This window comes from Nakamurella sp. GG22 (genome assembly GCF_052976845.2).
Map to the genome: position 1 here is coordinate 1 of NZ_JBRIIO020000044.1, position 18,421 is coordinate 18,421.

The window sequence follows — 18,421 nt, forward strand, 5'->3', positions numbered from 1 at the left end:
CGCCGGCGGCTCGGACAGCAGACTTGCACACCGTCGGCTGTACTCCCATTAGGGTTCCCCGCCCGGGCGGGCCGGGCTGTGCGCCGTGGTCGGTCGGGGTCGAGTGTCGTTTGTGCAGGGAAAAACTGCTGCGCAGTGCCGATTTGCCCTGCTGGTGTGGCAGTGGACGCTCGTCACCTGGCCCGGGCACCCGCTCGGCCCCGGACCGCGAGCCCCAGAGACGTGCCTTCACCGGGGGCGCGACCCGGACGCCGCCTGCCCGGACAGCGAACGGCTATCCGGCGTGCGGAACGCGCGGAACCTGACCGTTGAGGCCTGCCCGGGTACGGTCGGCGCGCAACAGCCAGACCGTGCGGCCGGGAATGACGATCGGCACCTCGACCGGCAGCGCGGCGGGATCGGCCGGTGCGCCGGTGGGGGAGTCGGTGTCGAGCACCGGGAAGTACCGGTTGCCCCACGGCGGTCCCGGCAGCACCAGCGTCATCGGGTTCTCACCGGCGTGCAGCACGAGCAGCCAGCTGTCGTCCGTCACCGGGTCGCCGCCGGCGGAGTAGCCGCGGACGTCACGGCCGTTGATCCACATCAGCAGGGTGCGCAGCGAGCCGTCGAACCAGTCGTGCCCGGCCATCGGCTGTCCACTCGGGTTGAACCAGACGAGGTCGGGGTGGTGGTCGCCGCCACCGGGGGCCCGCCCGTCGAAGAACTCGGCCTGCCGCAGAGCCGGTGCGGTGGCACGGATCTCGAGCGTGCGGGTGAAGAACGCCAGCATGTCCCTGGCCTGCCGGTGATCCGGCGAGAGCGCGGCCTTTCCGCCACCGGCGACCCCGGACCAGTCCATCCAACTGATCTCGTTGTCCTGGCAGTAGGCGTTGTTGTTGCCGCACTGGGTGCGCCACAGTTCGTCGCCCGCGGTGATCATCGGGGTCCCGGTCGACAGCATCAGGGTGGCGGCCATGTTCCGTGCCTGCCGGGCCCGCACGGCGAGCACCGCCGCGTCGGTGGTGTCACCTTCGACGCCGTAGTTGGCCGATCGATTGTTGTCGGTGCCGTCCCGGTTGTGCTCGCCGTTGGCCTCGTTGTGTTTGTGCTGGTACGACACCAGGTCGCGGAGCGTGAAGCCGTCGTGCGCGGTGACGAAGTTGACCGACGCCCACGGCCGGCGATTGGCGGCGAACAGGTCAGAGGACCCGGACAACCGGTATCCGAGGTCGCGGATGCCCTGGCCGCCCCGCCAGAAATCCCTGACGGTGTCCCGGAATCGGTCGTTCCACTCCGACCAGGTCGGCCCGAAGCCGCCCACCGCATAGCCCTCGCCGGTCGCATCCCAGGGCTCTGCAATGAGCTTGACCCCGCGCAGCACCGGGTCGGCGGCAATCGCGTTGGTGAGCGCGGCGTTCCGGTCGAACGGCCCGCCGTTGGGTCTGGCCAGCACCGACGCCAGGTCGAACCGGAAGCCGTCAACGCCGAGAACGTCGGCCCAGTAGCGCAGCGAGTCGGTCACCATCCTGACGACGGCCAGCTTGCCGGTGTTCAGGGTGTTGCCGGTGCCGGTGATGTCCCGGCCGTCGGGCAGGTAGTAGTTCTGCGGCGACAGACCGCGCCAGGACAGGTCGACGCTGAGCCCGACGCCACCCTCACAGGTGTGGTTGTAGACGACGTCGAGGACGACCTCGATCCCGGCCTCGTGCAGGGCGTCGACCATCTCCACGAACTCCACGACCTCGCGGCCGGGTGCGGTCGCGTAGGCCGGGTGCGGCGCGAAATACCCGAGAGTGGAGTAACCCCAGTAGTTCACGCGTCCGCTCGCGAGCAGCCCGGGCTCGGCGGCGCTGACGTGCACCGGCAGCAGTTCCAGCGTCGTCACCGACAGGCTCTTGAGGTGGGCGATCACGGCTGGGTGCGCGACGCCCTTGAAGGTGCCCCGCAACGCCGCCGGCATGCCGGGGTGCAGTTTCGTCAGGCCGGCCACGTGCGCCTCGTAGATGACGGTCTGGGCCCACGGCACGAAGGGCCGGCGTGACCGCGACCGGGTGCCGTCGCCACCGACGACGATGCCGAGCGGCACCTTTCCCAGGGTCTCGACGCCGTGCGCCGCGGCGGCGATGAGGTCGTAGTCGCTGCCCGTCACCTGCCTGGCGTAAGGGTCGAGCAGGATCTTCGAGCCGTCCCTGGCCGGTACCCGGAAACCGTACTTCTGGCCGGGGCCGACATCAGGCACAAAGGTGTGCCAGATGCCGTAGGTCCGTTCCCGCATCGGCAGCATGACCTCGCTGCCGTCGTCGTCGACCAGGCAGAGCAGGACGTCGGAGATGCCCGGCACACCGTCGGCGACCACCGCGAAGTTCGTGCCGTCCTCGTACGGCGTCGCGCCGAGCGGGTAGGGCAGGCCGGGGTGGGGGGAGGATCCGACCCTGGGCTCGGCGTGCGTGTCGATCTGCCCTGGGCGCCGCCGGTCCTTCGCCTTCCGCTTTTTCTTTGCGGGTGCCTTCTTTTTCGGGGCCGGTGCCGTCGGTGGTGCCGTCGGGTGCCCCGTTCCGGCCTTCGGCGCGGGCACAGCATCCGAAGCCGGCAGACCCGGGCCTGCGGCCGGCGCCGACCCAGTGGCCTGCGCCGACCCAGTGTCCGGTGCAACGCCGGTGACCACGGTCGCGTCGGCAGGGAGCCCGCCATGGTCGAGGGCGTCGGTCGGCACTGATGGGTGCGGCATGCGGTGGATTCTCCCTGATCACCTTGCCGGCGTCCGCGCGTGGGCCCGGCACCCGGCGCACCGCAGGGGGTGGCGAGCGACCGCCCGACGAGCCGTGCGTCACAATGACGCCCGTGACAAGTCCCGCTCCATCGCCGCGGCCGTCCATCTTTCCGGGTCCGGACTCCGTCCTGCACCTCACCGAGGTCACCGTCCGCCGTGGCCCGGCGGTCCTGCTCGACGCGGTGAACTGGAACGTCGACGTCGACGAGCGGTGGGTGATCCTCGGACCCAACGGGGCGGGAAAGACGACGCTGCTGCAGATCGCGTCTGCGCAGATGTTCCCGACCTCCGGGCGCGTGCACATCCTGGGGGAGCGTCTGGGTGCGGTCGACGTCACCGAGATCCGGCCCAGGATCGGTGTTTCCTCGGCATCGCTGGCCGGCCGGGTGCCGCCGACCGAGACGGTGATCGACGTGGTGGTCTCGGCCGGCTACGGCGTGGTCGGCCGCTGGCGCGAGCAGTACGACGAACTCGACTTCGCCCGGGCCAGGGACCTGCTCGGTGCGATGGGGATCGGGGCGCTCGCCGACCGCCTCTACGGCACGCTGTCCGAAGGCGAGCGGAAGCGGGCGCTGGCCGCCCGGGCGCTGATGGCTGACCCGGAATTGTTGCTGCTCGACGAACCGGCGGCCGGACTGGATCTCGCCGGCCGGGAGGACCTGCTTTCCCGGTTGTCCGTGCTGGCGATCGATCCCTTCGCTCCCACGACCGTGCTCGTCACCCACCACGTCGAAGAGATCCCGGCCGCGTTCAGCCACGTGCTGCTGCTGCGTGGCGGACGGGTCGTCGCCGCCGGGCCGACCGCCGACACACTGACCGAGGAGGCGCTCTCGGACACCTTCGATATGGGCCTGCGGCTGGAGTCCAGGGCGGGGCGGTTCTTCGCCTTCGCCCGCTGACGTCCGTGCCGGAATCTGCCACGAAAGGCTGTCGATGACGAAGTTCGTTCGGCTGGAGATCGACGGTGCCGTCGGGGTGATCCGGTTGGACCGGCCGCCGGTCAACGCGATCAACACGGCGATCCACCGCGAACTGCTGGAGATCACCGGCCGGGTGGCCGAGGACCCCGCGATCCGGGCGGTGGTGCTCTACGGCGGCGAGCGGGCGTTCGCCGCGGGTGCGGACATCAAGGAGATGGCCGAGCTCAATTCGTCCCAGATCCTCGGACCGATCGGATCTCTCAACGATGCGGTGACCGCCGTCGCCCGGCTCCCGCAGCCGGTGATCGCGGCGGTCACCGGCTTCGCCCTGGGCGGCGGCTGTGAACTCGCGCTGGCCGCCGACTTTCGGCTGGTCGCCGACAACGCCGTGATCGGGCTCCCGGAGATCACCCTCGGCATCATTCCCGGAGCTGGTGGGACGCAACGCCTGTCGCGGCTGATCGGGATCACCATGGCCAAACAGATGATCTTCACCGGCCGACCCGTCGATGGCGCGGAGGCCGTCCGGTTGGGCCTGGCGAGCAGGTCGGTGCCTGCCGACCGGGTCTTCGCCGAGGCCCTCGAATGGGCGAAGCAGTTCGCGCAGGGGCCGACGGCTGCGCTCGCTGCCGCAAAGCGGGTGATCGACGACGGGTTCGACGAGCCGTTGGCGGCGGGACTGGAGATGGAGACCCGCCGGTTCGCGGAGCTCTTCGCCACCGAGGACCAGCGGGCCGGCATGACGTCCTTCCTGGCCGACGGACCCGGGAAAGCACGGTTCGTCGGTCGCTGACCGGCCGACGACTACCGTGGCCTACCCCTTCAGCCGGGCCGACGTCCGTTTCCTGAGCAGCGACGCCGGCACCGATGCGCTGGCCGGCGCCGCGGCGCTGCCGTTCACCGACAGCACGCTGATCCGCGACCTCACCCGGCTCCGCGCGACCCTCGGTGACCATGCTGCCGCGGTTGCCGAAACGGTCCGGCTCCGCCGCAGGGCGGCGCTGAAACTGGGATCGCGGTCCGACCGATGGCTGCTGACCGATGAGGCTCTCCAGCAGGCGACGCCCGCCGCCGTGGCCGCCCACCGGGCACGGCGTCTGACCACCGTCGGCATGCACGACCTGACCTGTTCGATCGGTGCCGACCTTGCCGCGCTGGCGGACGCCGCCGCCGCGGAATCCTCCCGGGTGCCCCTGGGATCGGACCTCGATCCGGTTCGGGCCCTGATGGCCGCGCACAACCTGGCCGCCTCCGGGCTCGACGCCCACGTGGTGATCGCCGATGCCCTGACCAGGGTGTCGCGCGGACTTCTCGGCTACGCCGATCCGGCCCGTCGGGACGGTGCGGGACGCCGGATCACGTCGGTCTCCACGCTGCCGTCGGTGGCCGATCTGGACACCGCGCACGCCGACCGGCCGCCGGTGCTGAGGCTTCCCCCTGGCATCGACTACGACGCGCTCCAGCGGCCGGGGGAGGTGGAGATCGTCTCGCTCGACGGTGGCGCGCGGGAGGCAGTGCTGTGGCCGCCGGAGCTGGCCACCGTGCCGCGCCGTGCGACGGTGCTGTCCACCGGGTCGGCGGACTGGGAGATCACCAGCGCCGACCCCGATGACGCGATCAGCGGGCCGGTCGCCGCCGGCGACATCCTGGTCGACCCGGATGCGGCCGTCGTTCGGGCGCATCTGGTGCGGCAGTACGCGACCAGGCACGGCCTCCATCTGCTCGACCCGCACCTTGCCTACCTGGCGGGACCGGCACTGCCGCCCGGGGTGCGCGGTTTCCTGGTGCTGGACACGGCGCCGTACCGGGAGAAGACGGTCGCCGGGTGGGCCCGGCGGGACTGGGTCGGATCGCTCGAGATCAAGCAGCGGGGCACGCCCGTCATCCCCGACGACCTGCGCCGACGGCTGCGGCCCGCGTTGACCGGGCCGACGACGGCCGCCGCCACCCTGGTGATCGCCAGGATCGGCCGGGACCCCGTTGCCTACTGGTGCCGTGCGGTCGGTCCCGTCCTGGCGGGCCCGTAGGGTAGGCGGCCGTGACATTCGAACTTCTGCCGGCGGTCGACGTCGCCGATGGCCAGGCCGTCCGGCTCGTGCAGGGCAGGGCAGGCAGCGAGACCACCTACGGGGCGCCGCTGGCCGCCGCGCTTGCCTGGCAGGCGGACGGCGCGGAGTGGGTCCATCTGGTCGACCTGGACGCCGCGTTCGGGCGCGGCTCGAACGCCGCGCTGCTCGCCGAGGTGGTCGGAACGCTCGACATCAAGGTCGAGATGTCCGGCGGTATCAGGGATGACGAGTCGCTCGAGGCGGCGTTGGCGACCGGCTGTTCCCGGGTCAACATCGGCACGGCCGCGCTGGAAAAGCCGGACTGGTGCGCGTCGGTGATCGCGCGGTACGGCGACCGCATCGCGGTGGGGCTGGACGTGCGCGGCACGACGCTGGCGGCGCGCGGCTGGACCGAGGAGGGCGGGGACCTCTGGGAGGCCCTGAGCAGGCTGGACTCGCAGGGCTGCGCCCGGTATGTCGTCACCGATGTCACCAAGGACGGCACGTTGCGCGGACCGAATCTGGACCTGTTGCGGGAGGTCTGTGCCGCGACGCCCGCCCCGGTGGTGGCCTCCGGTGGGGTGTCCTCCCTGGATGACCTGGTCGCGCTGGCGGCGCTGGAACCGATCGGCGTCGAGGGTTCCATCGTCGGGAAGGCCTTGTACGCAGGAGCTTTCACCCTTCCGCAGGCGCTGGCCGCGGTCGCCTCCTGAAATGGCGGCGAACGCCGTCGGGCGCCGGGTCCGCTCGGGCGGTCCGTACGAGGACCGGTACGGCTACTCCAGGGTGGTGCGGGTCGGCCCGCTGGCCGTGACGGCCGGGTGCACGGCCGTGGTCGACGGTGTCGTGCAGGCGGCCGGGGATGCCGGTGCGCAGGCCCGGATCGCCCTGGGCGCCGCGCTGCACGCGCTGTCCCGGGTCGGCGCCCGGCCGGAAGACGTTGTCTCGGTGCGGATGTCGATCGTCGACGCGGCCGACGCCGATGCCGTCGGGCTCGCCCACCGGGAGATTCTCGGCGCCGTTCGGCCGGCCGCGACCATGGTCGTCGTCGCCGCCCTCATCGACCCCGCCATGGCGGTCGAGGTCGAGCTGACCGCGTGGGTGGGTCCAGCCTGATCGGCCGCCCGTCACGCGGCTCGGGATCAGCGGCGCAATGAGGTCCGCTGGTAGCTGACCCACGGGTTGAACATCGTCAGCGCTGCGTAACCCGGCACCCGGCCCTTGAGCATGTCCCAGCCCATGCGGGTGGCCGCGGCGAACATGTCGCCGACCATTTGCATCGGATCGACGAACTGCACCGTGACCGTACGCACTCCGCCGTCCCGGTAGCCGGGATGGTAGCCGGATGCAGGTCGCGCACCGCTCCCGGCGGACGCGCCGGTCAGCGCCCTGATCACGGCGATCGCCTGCGGGTCGCCCTGCTCGGCCCACGCCTGGACCACCCGCAACTTCACCGCGTCGGCGATGGCTGCGTCGGTGGCGCCCGAAGGGATCCGGACCGCTTCCCGGTCGTTGACCAGCACCAGATGGCCCCTGGACTCCCGCAGTTCGACCTCCCACGGGCCCTGGTTGGGGGTCCCGGCGAGCAGCACGGTGCCGGTCCCCGGGGTCGAACCCAGCGTGCACGGCACGTTCCCGGCACGCAGCAGGGCGTACACCCTCCGGAGCTGTTCGCTCATCGGTGTGTCCTCCTCTGGCCTGTCCGGCGTTTCGACCATGGTAGGCGTGGACGTGTCACCAATCTGTTTCCAGGCGCCGGTGTCACAGTCTTCCTGCCCGGAGATAGCGGGTGCCCCAATCGGCGGCCAGCGCCGCGAGCTCCGGTGGGGCGACGACGGTGAAGTCAGCGCCGATCGATCCGAGGACGTACAGCGGTCCGTCGAGCGAGTCGGTGTGCATGATCATGGTGCAGCTCGTCGGCGAATCGTCCCGCACCTCGGCCCAGCGACCGACCCGCGCCCGGACCTTGTCCGCCGGGGTGCTGATCGTCACCTCCACCCGGTGACGACCGCCGGAGGTGCCGCCGCCGACCGCTTCCCGGACGAAGTCGGCGACGTCGGCGAACGGGGTCGCCCTGGCGGCGAACGGCGTACCGGCGCACACGGCCGCGCTGATCCGGTCGACCCGGAACGTGCGCCAGTCATGCCGGTCGAGGTCGTAGCAGACCAGGTACCAGCGCCCGCCCAGCGGCACCAGCCGGTGCGGTTCCACCTGCCGACGGGAAACGGTCCCGTCGACCGCCCGGTACTTGAACCCCACCCGCTCGGCGTCGCGGCAGGCCAGAGCCAGGGTCGTCAGGACGGTGTGATCCATCGGCGCGGACACACCGGTCGTCCACGGCGCCGCGGTCGTCGCCGATCGGAGCGCCTGCAACGGGCCGCGCAGCCGGCGCGGCAGCACCTGGATGATCTTGGTCAGCGCCCGTAGTGCCGCCTCGCCGCCTTCCCCGCCGGCCAGTTGGGATTCGATCGCGATCGCCAGGGCCATGGCCTCGTCGTCGTCGACGGCGAGCGGCGGTACCGCCGCACCGGGCGCCAGCGCGTAGCCGCCATCGACCCCGGGATGAGCGTCGACGGGGTACCCCAGCTCGCGCAGCCGGTCGACGTCACGCCGCAGCGTCCGCGCCGATACCGCCAGTCGGTCCGCGAGCAGCGGGCCCGGCCAGTACCGGCGGGCCTGCAACAGGGACAGCAAACGCAGCGTGCGGGAGCTCGTGTTCGCCATGTGCCCATCGTGATGCCGATTGCGGTCAGGAAGTGGCCGCAATGGTCCCTAACGTCGGTGGTGACCACGGCCGATCCGTACTCAAGGAGCCTTCATGTCCGTCACCACCACCACACACCTGAACTTCCGCGGCGATGCCCGTGCCGCGCTGGACTTCTACCGGTCCGTCTTCGGTGGCTCGATCACCGCGTTCAGCTACCGGGACGCGCACAACGTGGGTGACCCGTCCGAGGCGGATCAGCTCATGTGGGGCGAGCTACAGGGAGAGGACGTGATTCACCTGATGGCCTACGACGTTCCGGGCCGGACTGCGTACGACCAGGGCGTCAACTCGTTCTTCGTCTCGGTGCGGGGCAGCGATGCAGAGGAGATCCGGTCGTACTGGAATGCCCTCGCAGTGGAAGCGACGATCGTTGCCGACCTCGCCCCGGCTCTGTGGGCACCCCTCTACGGCATGCTCCGGGACCGCTTCGGAGTGGTCTGGGTGCTCGATGTGGCCGGCAATTGACCGGCCACTCGCGCCGTACCGGGGTTCGGCAGCCATTCGCACGACCACGGAACCGATGACTTCGATCGACGGGACCGGTCGTAACCGGAGCACGCATTCATTCGGTCCGGAGGAGTTCACGATGACCAACATCAGGCCCTGCCTGTGGTTCGACGGCCACGCGGAGGAAGCCGCCGCCTTCTACGTCGGCCTGTTCCCCGACTCGGAGATCCAGTCGGTGTTCCGTTACCCCGAGGGGTCACCGCTCCCGGCCGGCGACGTGGCGACGGTGGATTTCGTGGTTGCCGGTCTGCCGGTGCAGCTGCTCAACGGCGGACCGCATTTCACCCTGACCGAAGCGTTCTCGCTGTCGGTCACCGTCGACGGCGGACAGCAGGAGGTCGACCGGCTGTGGGACGCGCTCCTCGCCGACGGCGGTGAACCGAGCCAGTGCGGCTGGCTCAAGGACCGGTTCGGCGTCTCCTGGCAGATCGTCCCGGCAGAGCTGACCCGTCTGCAATCCGACCCCGACCCGCAGGTCGCCGCCAGGGTCACGCAGGCCATGCTGACCATGGGGAAGATCATCGTGGCCGACATCGAAGCGGCCGCCAAAGGCTGAGCCGGCCAACCGGTGCGGCGGGCCGGTGCCACATGATGGACCGGTGCCCATCGTGCTGACAGTCTTCCTCGCCGCGGGCGCCGCCTACGCGGGGTTTCAGTGGACGGTGCACCTGGTCGTCTACCGGCAGTTCCCGCTGGTGCCCGCGGCGGCGTTCGCGGATTACGAACAGGGGCACCAGCGACGGATCAGCATGCTGGTGGGTCCGCTGTTCGCCGCGCTCGTCATCAGCACCGGCTGGCTGCTGATCGACCGGCCGGTCACGGTCGCCGGATGGGCAGCAGCTACCGCGGCGGCGCTGGTCGCCGTGATCATCGGGATGACGGCATTCGGCGCCGTCCCGCTGCACCGCCGGCTCAGCGTGGGGTGGGATCCCGACGCCTACCGCGGCCTGCTGCGCGTCGACCTCGTCAGGACGCTGGCCGCGACCGGCGTCGCCGCCTTCGGTGTCGCGTTCTGTGTGTTCTCAGTTTCCTGAGTTCTTCCCGGTCATGCTGCCGACCTGCCGGTGAGGACCGGCAACAACCGCGGCCCGCGCAGTGTCGTGCCCGGCCGCATGATCACCGGTCCGGCCAGACGCAGGCGCGGGAATCGGGTGGCCAACGCCCGGAAAGCGGCGGTCAATTCCAGCCGCGCCAGGCCGGCTCCCAGGCAATAGTGAATTCCACCGGAAAAGGACAGGTGCTCGGAAGAATTGGTTCGGCCGATATCGAAGCGGGCCGGATCGGAGAACACGTCGGGGTCGCGGTTGGCGGCCGCCAGCATCAACAGGATCCACTGCCCCGGCGGAACGGTGACGCCGCCCAGTTCTACCGGACCTGCGGACGGCAGCAGGACTCGTGCGGTTTGCTGGACGGGCGGGTCGTACCGAAGGACCTCCTCCACGACAGCAGCAGCGCGGTCGGGGTTTTGGACCAGCAACTCCCATTGATCACGATTGCCGAGAAGTGCCCGCACACCGTTGCCGATGGCGTTCACCGTCGTCTCGAACCCGGCCAGCAGCAACAAAGCGACGAGTGACCCGAGTTCGGCGGAGGTGATCTCGTCCCCCTGATGCGAGACCAGCACCGATGTCAGGTCGTCACCGGGATTCTCGGCGGCGCGCAGGAGCAGTGCGTCGAACATGGCGTGCATCTGCCGGTCCGCGACGAACAGTTGGGCGGCGTGCCACAGAGAGGAAACCCCGTCCAGCGCGGACGCCGCCGTCGCCCCGAACCACCGGAGGCGGTCGGGATCGTCTGACAGACCGAGCATCTCGGTGATCACCGCGATGGGGAGGGGCGAGGCGAACGCCGACATCAGCTCGAAACTGCCGCGACCGGCGACCCGATCAAGGAGCCGGTCGATGGAAGCCTCCACCAACGTCTCGTAACCGGCCATCCGTCGCGGGGTGAACGCCGGTCCGGCAAGCCGGCGCACACGGGTGTGGTCCGGCGGATTGAGGCCCAGCAACGACAGATCCAACAGGTCTTCGCCGGGCCGTGGAGCGGTCGGGTCGGTCACCCCGAACAGCCGATTGCGCAACACCTGCTGGCAGATTCCGTAGCTCGTCGTGCTGAGGTTGCCCAGCCGGGTCGGCAGCATCGGTCCCTGCGCCCGCATCTGCTCGTAGACGGCGTGCGGATCCGCCCGTCCCACCGGGAGTTGGAGTCTGCTGAGCAGGTCCCCGCGCACCATTCCGTGGTACAGCAATTGCGCCCTGGCGGTGTAGATACCGGCTGCGAAACGGCCGACGCCGACGGCCTGGCGAGCCACGGTCTGCACATTCACGGTCATGACGCATTATCACCGCCGGTCCGCGATGAGGCGTGGAAAGGCATTGCGCTGGTGCCCGAATCGAGGCGACCGGACGAATCAAGAACCTCTCAGCACTGCATGGGCTGCGTCCTGCCGGCCGTACGCAGCCCACTGCGCCGGGGTGTGGTGATGCACGTCGTCCGTCACTTCCCGGTTGGCTCCGGCCTCGAGAAGTGCTGCTAACACGGCCATGTCGCCCGCGAATGCCGCCTGGTGCAGGGCGGTGCTGCCGTCCGCGCGGGCGTCGATGTCGAAACCCGCAGCGGCGACCGCGGCCACCGCCGATGGAGTCGTCGCGCCATGGATCAGGGCCGGCCGGTTGCGCCGCAAAGCCGCGAGAAGGTCCGCGCCGGGAGCTGGGTCGGCCGAGCCGGCGCGGTCCGGGTCGAGCAACCGCCCGGTGAGCCGGTCGAGATCGTCGAGTTCCGGGATGGTCGCGCCCGCACGCCGCAGGTCCGCCAGCAGCGAGAGCCGGCCGGAGCGAATGGCACGCTGCGCGGCGGTCCCGCCGTCCGGAAAGGGCAGCGTGGCGTTTACCCCGTGGCCGATCAGCAGCCGCACCCGGTCATCGAATCCGTGGTCGATCGCCCAGGACAGCTGACGCGCCCACATCCGTTCTGCGGGCTCCAGGGAGCTGCCGAGCCGTTGCTGCCAGATTCCTGTACCGCTGCGGCCGAGTCCGTAGTCGAACAGCAACACCAGATGACTGTCATCGGGCCGGAACATCCGGTTGTACAGCGTCTGCTGATCGGTCGGATCCGCGCCGGCCTCCAGCAACAGACGCGCGAGTTCCAGCGCGTGCGGGTGGCGGGGTTGCTTTCCCGGACCCTGCTCGCCCTCGCCGAAGACCCCGGTCACCACGGTGAACGGCGGGGTCAGCCCGCGCCACAGGAAGCCTGCGTTCGGGTCCGCGCCCGCTTCCAGGAGCAACCTCGCGCACGCGAGGTAGCGGTCGGCGGGTTCGGACGGGGACTGCGCGCGCGAATAGGCCAGGTACAGCAGGGGGGCCCAGCGGTGTGGTCCCGTCTCCAGCCCGGCTGCGTCCCGTTTCTCGGCGAGATGCCGGTCGACCGCAGCTGGGTCGGCCGCGGCCGCGGCGGCGGCCAGGCTGCGGCGGGGCAGGTCCGGGCGCTCGGCGAGGATCGACCGTGCCGCGGCCCAGCGGTCCGGCCCGTCCTTCTCGCTGTACACGAGGCACGCCAGCCGGCAGAAGGCGTCCGCCGGGTCACTGACAGCGGGGTCGACGTCAGCGGGGTTCTCGTTTGTGAAATCCCGGTCGAGCGTTGCCATGCTGATCCCTCCACAGCCGGTCGTCACCGCTCGGTGGCCCGTGCTGGATGTTATCGCCGGCGACTTCGTAGGCTGTTGACATGTCCGTCGCCGTTCGCGTCATCCCCTGCCTCGATGTGTCCGAGGGTCGGGTGGTCAAGGGCGTCAACTTCGTCGGTCTGGTCGACGCGGGCGATCCGGTCGAGCTGGCCCGCCGGTATGACGAGGAGGGCGCCGACGAGCTGACCTTCCTGGACATCACCGCCACCAGCGACAACCGCAACAGTGCCTACGAGATGATCCGGCGGACCGCCGAGCAGGTGTTCATCCCGCTGACGGTCGGCGGTGGGGTGCGGACCACCGACGACATCGACGCCCTGCTGCGGGCGGGGGCGGACAAGGTCTCGATCAACTCCGCCGCCGTCGCCCGCCCCGAGTTCCTGTCGGAGGCCGCCAATCGCTACGGCTCGCAGTGCGTGGTGATCGCCATCGACGCCCGCCGGGTCAGCGGCGATGTGACCGGTTGCCCGTCGGGCTTCGAGGTGACCACGCACGGTGGCCGAAGAGGCACCGGTATCGATGCCGTCCAGTGGGCCGAATTGGCCGAAACCTCGGGAGCCGGCGAGATCCTGCTGACCTCGATGGACGCCGACGGCACCAAGGACGGCTTCGACACCGAGATGCTGCGGCTGATCAGGGCAGCCGTCGGCGTGCCGTTGATCGCGTCCGGCGGCGCCGGTGCGCTCGACCACTTCCCGGAAGCGGTGGCGGCCGGCGCGGATGCGGTGCTGGCAGCGTCGGTCTTCCACTTCGGCGAGTTGCGGATCGACGCGGTGAAGCGGCAACTCGAAGAAGCCGGCTACCCGGTCAGGCTGGCATTGCAGGACTCGCTGCGGCAGGCCGAGAAATGAGCGACCCCGCGGACGGCCTCCGGTTCAACGACGCCGGACTGGTCTGCGCCGTCGTCCAGCAGTACGACACCAAAGAGGTCCTGATGCTGGCCTGGATGGACGCCGAAGCCCTGCGACGGACCCTGACAACAGGTGCTGCGACGTACTTCTCCCGTTCCCGCAGCGAGTACTGGGTCAAGGGTGCGACGTCGGGCAACACCCAACGGGTGGTCGAGGTTCGCCGCGATTGCGACGGGGACACGCTGTTGGTGATGGTCGATCAGACCGGCGTGGCCTGCCACACGGGCACCCGTACCTGCTTCGACGACGGCCTCATCCCGTCGGCCCCCGGCGACCGTCGGTAGTGATAGCGGTGGTGCTCGGTGAAGCCGAGCCGCCCGTACAGCGCAAGCGCGGCCTCGTTCTCGGCGGCCACCTGTAGATAGCAGTCCCGCGCGCCGCGGGCCGCCGCCCACCGCAGCAGTTCTCCCGTCAGATGTCTGCCCGCGCCCGATCGCCGGCGGGATTCGTCCACGGTCAGCGCGGTGACCCCCAGCCAGCCGTCCGTCAACACACCGCGGACGACGGCAGCCTGCCCGCCGGAGTGCTCGAGGGAACCGAACACCACGGACTCCGCGTTTTCCAGCACGGCCACGGCCGACGGCGGCAGTGGCTGCCCGCGATAGACGTACCCGGCTAGCCACTCCTCGGAGGGCCGGTCCGCGAATGATGCGGAAGGCCGTCCGTCGGCCGGCGGACAGCGTTCCGCCGCCATCCTGCATTCGGCGGTCAGTACCAGGCTCGGATTGAACACCGACCAGCCCTCATCATCGAGGAACCCTTGCAGTTCGGCGGTCTCGTCACACTCGGGCAGCTGGACCAGCGCGGGCAGCCCGTGCTCGGCGTAGAAGGCCCCGACCTGCCGGAGCGCCACGGGCAGCGAGCAACGCGGAGACCCCAACGGCAGCACGGAGTTCGCCCGGCCGGTGAAGCCTGCGCCCGCCCTCAACAACCAGTCCCCGAGCACCGCCGTGCTGGTGCCCTGCCAACCCCGGGCGGCCACCCGTTCCAGGGCGACGACCCCGATCCCGTCTCTGCTCACGACGGGCTCAGTGGGCGCAGGCACCGAGACGGACCGCCATCTCACGCACCAGATGGTGCGGCATCGCCAGGTTCACCCGAAGGAACCCCGGCGTGCCACAGAATGTGCCGTCCACCCCGCGGACCTGCGCTCGCTGGGGCACATCGGCTGGTGCGCAGCCTGTCTCGCGCAGGTCGAGCCAGCCGAGGTAGGTGCCCTCGAGGGGGAAGAGCCGCGCAGACGGCAGTGACGTCGACACTTCCCGGGCGAACAGGTCACGACCCCTGCGCAGGTAGTCGACGACGGCGCCCAGGTGCGCACGGCCCTCGGTGTAGGCGGCGACGGTGGCGACGGCGCCCAGCGGGGTCGCGCCGTACCACTCCATCGGGTCGATCCGCGCCCAGCGGTCGCGGCTCGCGTCGTTGGACAGGATCACCTGTGCGCAGCCCAGTCCCGCGACGTTCCAGCCCTTGGATGCCGACGTCCCGGTGATGGTGTGCTCCGCCGTCTCGGCTGTCAGCGCCGCGTACGGCAGGAAGGTATGCCCGGGGAAGACCAGCGGGGCGTGGATCTCGTCGGCGAAGACGGTCGCGCCGGCCTCTTCGACGACCTCGGCGACCGCGAGCAGTTCCTCCCTGCTGAACACCCTGCCGGTCGGGTTGTGCGGGTTGGTGAGCAGCAGCACAGCGCCCGGCCGCAGGACCGCCCGGATTCCGTCCAGGTCGAGCTCCCAACGGTCTCCGGTCAGCCGCATCGGCACGGTGATCAGCTCCCGGCCGGTCGACCCCGGGACGGTCAGGAAGGGCATGTACGCCGGCGTGGGCAGGATGACCGGAGCGGCCGGGTCGGTGAGGTGGTTCAGCACGATGCGCAGCGCCGCCACCACCGACGCAACCGGATGGACGCTGCCGGGATCCACCTCCCACCCGTATCCCGCCTGCCAGTCGGCGGTCGCCGAGCCGACCGCGGCATCGAGATGCGCGGGGAGGTAACCGGTCATCCCGCCGTCGGCCGCCCGATGCAGCGCGCGGACGATCGCGGGCGCCAGCGGCAGGTCCATCTCGGCAACCCACGCCCCGATGACGCCGGGATCGGTGCCGGACCACTTGAGCGATCCTCGCCGGCGGAGATCGGCCTCGGTCTGCCGGTCGGTCCACTCGGCGACGTCCATCCGCACCGAGCCCACCGGAACAGCAGCGGACGAGCCGTCGGAGGTCGGTTCGGCGTCGGGCACGGCGTTCACCGGCCCACCGTACGACGGGCACAATGACCGCCATGTCCGTCCCCTCGGTCGCGCCCCCGCGCGGCGCCCTCGGTGCTCTCGGGGCAATCACGCCGACGCGGGAGGAATTCCGCGAACTGGCCCGCGACCGGCGGGTCATCCCGGTCACCCGCCGACTGCTCGCCGACGCCATCACCCCCGTCGGCCTGTACGCGACGCTGGCCGGCGATCGGCCGGGCACGTTCCTGTTGGAGTCCGCGGAGAACGGCCATTCGTGGTCCAGGTGGTCGTTCGTCGGTGTCTCGGCGCCCGCAGCGCTGACCGAACGCGACGGCACCGCGCTCTGGCTCGGCGACCCGCCGGTCGGGCTGCCCACCGACGGCGACCCGTTGCAGGCACTGGCCGAGACACTGCGGATGCTGCACACCGAGCCGTTGCAGGGGCTGCCGCCGCTCACCGGCGGAATGGTGGGCTACCTCGGTTACGACATCGTCCGCAGGCTGGAGCGGATCGGCGCGGTCGACGGCACCGGTCCGGCCGACGAGCTGCACGTGCCGGAACTGGTGATGCTGCTGGCCACCGATCTGGCCGCACTGGACCATCACGAGGGCACCGTCACGCTGATCGCGAATGCGGTGAACTGGGACGCCAGCGACGAACGGGTCGACGCCGCCTACGACGACGCCGTCGAGCGGCTGACGTCCATGAGTTCTCAACTGGCGAAACCCATTTCGCTGCCCGCCGCGGTGTTCTCGCACCGGCAGCCCGAGGTTGCCCGGCGGGTCGAATCGGACGACTACCGGGCGATGGTCGAGGTCGCGAAGGAACATATCCGGGCGGGCGATGCCTTCCAGATCGTCCTGTCGCAGCGGTTCGACGTGGCCACCCGGGCCGATCCGCTCGACATCTACCGGGTGCTGCGGGCCACCAATCCCAGCCCCTACATGTATCTGCTCCGGTTGCCGACCCCGGACGGCGCACCGATCGCTGTCGTGGGGTCCTCGCCGGAGGCGCTGGTGACCGTCCGGGACGGGCTGGTGACGATGCATCCCATCGCCGGCACCCGGCCGCGCGGCGCGACGGAGGAGGACGACGTCCTGCTCGCCAAGGACCTGCTCGCGGACGCGAAGGAACGCAGCGAGCACGTCATGCTCGTCGACCTCGGCCGCAACGATCTCGGCCGGGTCTGCGCGGCGGGCAGCGTGAAGGTCGTCGAGTTCTTCACCATCGAGCGCTACAGCCACGTCATGCACATCGTCTCGACGGTGACCGGCCGGTTGGCCCCCGAGCGGACCGCGTTCGACGCACTCGCGGCGTGCTTCCCGGCCGGCACCCTGTCCGGGGCGCCCAAGCCGCGCGCCATGCAGATCATCGACGAGCTCGAGCCGTCCCGCCGCGGCGTGTACGGGGGAGTCGTCGGCTACCTGGACTTCGCCGGTGACGCCGACACCGCGATCACCATTCGCACCGCCCTGGTGGCGCACGGCACCGCCCATGTCCAGGCGGGGGCGGGAGTCGTCGCCGATTCGGTCGCGGCATCCGAGGACGCCGAATGCCAGGGCAAGGCGGCCGCGGTCATTGCCGCGGTCGGCGCGGCCACCACGCTCAGGCCGGTCTGTGACTGACCGACCCACAGCCGACGCGGCGCCGGCGGCCGGAGCACCCCACCGGAGTCGGGGTCGCCGCCTCGGTGCCGTCGTGCTGCCCGCGATCGCCGGTGCTGCGCTGGCCGCCGTCGCGGCCGGAATGCAGTGGTGGTCGGCGGAGTACCTGGACGCGCTGACCGGGCCGATCACCGTGACGCTGTCCGGCGCTGCGTGCGTGCCGGAGCTGATCCCGCTCGCGCTGGTCGGTCTGGCCGGTCTCGGCGCCGCACTGGCGACCGCGGGCCCGCTGCGCAGGCTGGTGGGGATCGTGTTGTTCGCGGCCGGTGCGACCATCGCGGTCCGGTCGGCCGTCGCGCTCGGTGCGGCGCCGGCGGGCCTGGCCGGGTCGCTGACCCGGCCGGCCGAACTCGTCGGTGAGGCCGGGCTGAGCCCGGCCGGCCCGGTCCTGGCAACGACCGGTGGCCTGCTGATGGCCGTCGCCGGCGTTCTGGTGATCGCCGGCGTCGGCGCTCGGCCGCTGGGCAGCAAATACAAGCGCACGCAGCGATCGGGTGACCGGCGCCCCGACGCCCGACCGGCCGGCGCAGCCGCGGATCCGGCCGACTGGTGGAAGGCACTGGACGCCGGCGCCGACCCGACCGAAGCACCGGCGGCGAGAGACGGTGCAGGTGGTGCCGGCGGCGAACCCGCCGTCGTCACCCGTACCGGTCCCGATGGGGTCGCCGACACCGGTTCGGATGACACTGCATCCGGACCCCCCGTGACCACCGGTACTCATTCCGTGAACAGGGCCGACGGGGGAACGCGAACGGCCGGTCCGAGCGCGAGAGCCGGTGCCGACGGCGGCGCCGGTTCCACAGGGACTGTGTCAGAACAGACATCTCGGGACGGTTACCATGACCCCAACGCGCCGCCCGATCTGACGGGCGGAGCCGCCGGTAGGGGAGCGTGAAACACCGGCCGGGGTTCCGGCCGATGGCATCGGGCAAGCAAGAGATACGCGGACAG

General features: G+C 70.8%; 19 protein-coding genes. 12 read left to right on the plus strand and 7 right to left on the minus strand.

The window, feature by feature from the left end:
• Positions 1-274: 274 nt before the first annotated feature.
• The gene (gene glgX, locus ACVBEQ_RS25890; protein WP_447156317.1) at positions 275-2,707 is read right to left on the minus strand and encodes a glycogen debranching protein GlgX; all 2,433 of its coding nucleotides are present in this window, start codon (positions 2,705-2,707) and stop codon (positions 275-277) included.
• A 104-nt stretch (positions 2,708-2,811) separates the two neighbouring features.
• Here glgX and ACVBEQ_RS25895 point away from each other — a divergent pair, with 104 nt between their 5' ends.
• Genes ACVBEQ_RS25895 through ACVBEQ_RS25915 form a run of 5 tightly spaced genes read left to right on the plus strand, consistent with a single transcriptional unit; the run spans position 2,812 to position 6,833 of the window.
• Positions 2,812-3,648 carry an ABC transporter ATP-binding protein gene (locus tag ACVBEQ_RS25895; RefSeq protein ID WP_447156318.1) on the plus strand — a complete coding sequence of 279 codons (837 nt, stop codon included), beginning with the start codon at positions 2,812-2,814 and terminating at the stop codon, positions 3,646-3,648.
• A 34-nt stretch (positions 3,649-3,682) separates the two neighbouring features.
• Entirely contained in the window at positions 3,683-4,462 is a 780-nt protein-coding gene (locus tag ACVBEQ_RS25900) for an enoyl-CoA hydratase/isomerase family protein (protein ID WP_447156319.1), read from the plus strand.
• A 16-nt stretch (positions 4,463-4,478) separates the two neighbouring features.
• The gene (locus ACVBEQ_RS25905) at positions 4,479-5,696 is read left to right on the plus strand and encodes a THUMP-like domain-containing protein (RefSeq protein WP_447156320.1); all 1,218 of its coding nucleotides are present in this window, start codon (positions 4,479-4,481) and stop codon (positions 5,694-5,696) included.
• A gap of 11 nt (positions 5,697-5,707) precedes the next feature.
• Positions 5,708-6,430: a bifunctional 1-(5-phosphoribosyl)-5-((5-phosphoribosylamino)methylideneamino)imidazole-4-carboxamide isomerase/phosphoribosylanthranilate isomerase PriA gene (priA, locus tag ACVBEQ_RS25910; protein ID WP_447156321.1), complete on the plus strand. Its 723-nt coding sequence runs from the start codon at positions 5,708-5,710 to the stop codon at positions 6,428-6,430.
• Position 6,431: 1 nt separating this feature from the next.
• The gene (locus tag ACVBEQ_RS25915) at positions 6,432-6,833 is read left to right on the plus strand and encodes a Rid family hydrolase (protein ID WP_447156322.1); all 402 of its coding nucleotides are present in this window, start codon (positions 6,432-6,434) and stop codon (positions 6,831-6,833) included.
• A 26-nt stretch (positions 6,834-6,859) separates the two neighbouring features.
• Here the strand turns inward: ACVBEQ_RS25915 and ACVBEQ_RS25920 are convergent, their stop codons facing one another.
• Both ACVBEQ_RS25920 and ACVBEQ_RS25925 read right to left on the minus strand, forming a co-directional pair.
• Positions 6,860-7,396 carry a hypothetical protein gene (locus ACVBEQ_RS25920; protein ID WP_447156323.1) on the minus strand — a complete coding sequence of 179 codons (537 nt, stop codon included), beginning with the start codon at positions 7,394-7,396 and terminating at the stop codon, positions 6,860-6,862.
• Between the two features lie 82 nt (positions 7,397-7,478).
• Positions 7,479-8,441: a helix-turn-helix transcriptional regulator gene (locus ACVBEQ_RS25925; RefSeq protein ID WP_447156324.1), complete on the minus strand. Its 963-nt coding sequence runs from the start codon at positions 8,439-8,441 to the stop codon at positions 7,479-7,481.
• Positions 8,442-8,535: 94 nt separating this feature from the next.
• On the opposite strand from ACVBEQ_RS25925, the gene ACVBEQ_RS25930 reads away from it, so the two are divergent.
• The 3 genes from ACVBEQ_RS25930 (at position 8,536) to ACVBEQ_RS25940 (ending at position 10,025) form a co-directional block, all read left to right on the plus strand.
• Positions 8,536-8,949: a VOC family protein gene (locus ACVBEQ_RS25930; protein ID WP_447156325.1), complete on the plus strand. Its 414-nt coding sequence runs from the start codon at positions 8,536-8,538 to the stop codon at positions 8,947-8,949.
• Positions 8,950-9,070: 121 nt separating this feature from the next.
• Positions 9,071-9,547 carry a VOC family protein gene (locus tag ACVBEQ_RS25935; RefSeq protein ID WP_447156326.1) on the plus strand — a complete coding sequence of 159 codons (477 nt, stop codon included), beginning with the start codon at positions 9,071-9,073 and terminating at the stop codon, positions 9,545-9,547.
• A gap of 43 nt (positions 9,548-9,590) precedes the next feature.
• Positions 9,591-10,025 (plus strand): DUF1772 domain-containing protein, encoded by a 435-nt coding sequence (locus ACVBEQ_RS25940; protein ID WP_447156327.1) that lies wholly within the window; start codon positions 9,591-9,593, stop codon positions 10,023-10,025.
• Between the two features lie 11 nt (positions 10,026-10,036).
• Here the strand turns inward: ACVBEQ_RS25940 and ACVBEQ_RS25945 are convergent, their stop codons facing one another.
• Together ACVBEQ_RS25945 and ACVBEQ_RS25950 are read right to left on the minus strand one after the other, a co-directional pair.
• A complete protein-coding gene (locus tag ACVBEQ_RS25945; protein WP_447156328.1) occupies positions 10,037-11,323 on the minus strand; it encodes a cytochrome P450 in 1,287 nt (428 codons plus the stop codon).
• Positions 11,324-11,401: 78 nt separating this feature from the next.
• Positions 11,402-12,634 carry an ankyrin repeat domain-containing protein gene (locus ACVBEQ_RS25950; RefSeq protein ID WP_447156329.1) on the minus strand — a complete coding sequence of 411 codons (1,233 nt, stop codon included), beginning with the start codon at positions 12,632-12,634 and terminating at the stop codon, positions 11,402-11,404.
• 80 nt (positions 12,635-12,714) lie between these two features.
• On the opposite strand from ACVBEQ_RS25950, the gene hisF reads away from it, so the two are divergent.
• Together hisF and hisI are read left to right on the plus strand one after the other, a co-directional pair.
• Positions 12,715-13,524 (plus strand): imidazole glycerol phosphate synthase subunit HisF, encoded by an 810-nt coding sequence (gene hisF, locus ACVBEQ_RS25955; protein ID WP_447156330.1) that lies wholly within the window; start codon positions 12,715-12,717, stop codon positions 13,522-13,524.
• On the plus strand, positions 13,521-13,868 hold the full coding sequence (gene hisI, locus ACVBEQ_RS25960; RefSeq protein WP_447156331.1) for a phosphoribosyl-AMP cyclohydrolase: 348 nt from the start codon (positions 13,521-13,523) through the stop codon (positions 13,866-13,868). The genes hisF and hisI overlap by 4 nt, the downstream gene beginning before the upstream one ends.
• Here the strand turns inward: hisI and ACVBEQ_RS25965 are convergent.
• Together ACVBEQ_RS25965 and ACVBEQ_RS25970 are read right to left on the minus strand one after the other, a co-directional pair.
• The gene (locus ACVBEQ_RS25965; RefSeq protein WP_447156332.1) at positions 13,784-14,605 is read right to left on the minus strand and encodes a GNAT family N-acetyltransferase; all 822 of its coding nucleotides are present in this window, start codon (positions 14,603-14,605) and stop codon (positions 13,784-13,786) included. The two genes, hisI and ACVBEQ_RS25965, sit on opposite strands and share 85 nt — an antisense overlap.
• A gap of 7 nt (positions 14,606-14,612) precedes the next feature.
• A complete protein-coding gene (locus ACVBEQ_RS25970; RefSeq protein WP_447156333.1) occupies positions 14,613-15,827 on the minus strand; it encodes a MalY/PatB family protein in 1,215 nt (404 codons plus the stop codon).
• 23 nt (positions 15,828-15,850) lie between these two features.
• Here ACVBEQ_RS25970 and ACVBEQ_RS25975 point away from each other — a divergent pair, with 23 nt between their 5' ends.
• Together ACVBEQ_RS25975 and ACVBEQ_RS25980 are read left to right on the plus strand one after the other, a co-directional pair.
• The gene (locus ACVBEQ_RS25975; protein WP_447156334.1) at positions 15,851-17,431 is read left to right on the plus strand and encodes an anthranilate synthase component I; all 1,581 of its coding nucleotides are present in this window, start codon (positions 15,851-15,853) and stop codon (positions 17,429-17,431) included.
• Positions 17,424-18,365 (plus strand): Trp biosynthesis-associated membrane protein, encoded by a 942-nt coding sequence (locus tag ACVBEQ_RS25980; RefSeq protein WP_447156335.1) that lies wholly within the window; start codon positions 17,424-17,426, stop codon positions 18,363-18,365. Before ACVBEQ_RS25975 ends, ACVBEQ_RS25980 begins: the two co-directional genes overlap by 8 nt.
• Positions 18,366-18,421: the final 56 nt, after the last annotated feature.

What these genes read in the sequence shown, in the direction of transcription:
- glgX (WP_447156317.1), bottom strand. Translation starts at nt 2,707, where the DNA reads ATGCCGCACCCATCAGTGCCGACCGACGCCCTCGACCATGGCGGGCTC.
- ACVBEQ_RS25895 (WP_447156318.1), top strand. Translation starts at nt 2,812, where the DNA reads ATGACGCCCGTGACAAGTCCCGCTCCATCGCCGCGGCCGTCCATCTTT.
- ACVBEQ_RS25900 (WP_447156319.1), top strand. Translation starts at nt 3,683, where the DNA reads ATGACGAAGTTCGTTCGGCTGGAGATCGACGGTGCCGTCGGGGTGATC.
- ACVBEQ_RS25915 (WP_447156322.1), top strand. Translation starts at nt 6,432, where the DNA reads ATGGCGGCGAACGCCGTCGGGCGCCGGGTCCGCTCGGGCGGTCCGTAC.
- ACVBEQ_RS25920 (WP_447156323.1), bottom strand. Translation starts at nt 7,396, where the DNA reads ATGAGCGAACAGCTCCGGAGGGTGTACGCCCTGCTGCGTGCCGGGAAC.
- ACVBEQ_RS25925 (WP_447156324.1), bottom strand. Translation starts at nt 8,441, where the DNA reads ATGGCGAACACGAGCTCCCGCACGCTGCGTTTGCTGTCCCTGTTGCAG.
- ACVBEQ_RS25930 (WP_447156325.1), top strand. Translation starts at nt 8,536, where the DNA reads ATGTCCGTCACCACCACCACACACCTGAACTTCCGCGGCGATGCCCGT.
- ACVBEQ_RS25935 (WP_447156326.1), top strand. Translation starts at nt 9,071, where the DNA reads ATGACCAACATCAGGCCCTGCCTGTGGTTCGACGGCCACGCGGAGGAA.
- ACVBEQ_RS25945 (WP_447156328.1), bottom strand. Translation starts at nt 11,323, where the DNA reads ATGACCGTGAATGTGCAGACCGTGGCTCGCCAGGCCGTCGGCGTCGGC.
- ACVBEQ_RS25950 (WP_447156329.1), bottom strand. Translation starts at nt 12,634, where the DNA reads ATGGCAACGCTCGACCGGGATTTCACAAACGAGAACCCCGCTGACGTC.
- hisF (WP_447156330.1), top strand. Translation starts at nt 12,715, where the DNA reads ATGTCCGTCGCCGTTCGCGTCATCCCCTGCCTCGATGTGTCCGAGGGT.
- hisI (WP_447156331.1), top strand. Translation starts at nt 13,521, where the DNA reads ATGAGCGACCCCGCGGACGGCCTCCGGTTCAACGACGCCGGACTGGTC.
- ACVBEQ_RS25975 (WP_447156334.1), top strand. Translation starts at nt 15,851, where the DNA reads ATGACCGCCATGTCCGTCCCCTCGGTCGCGCCCCCGCGCGGCGCCCTC.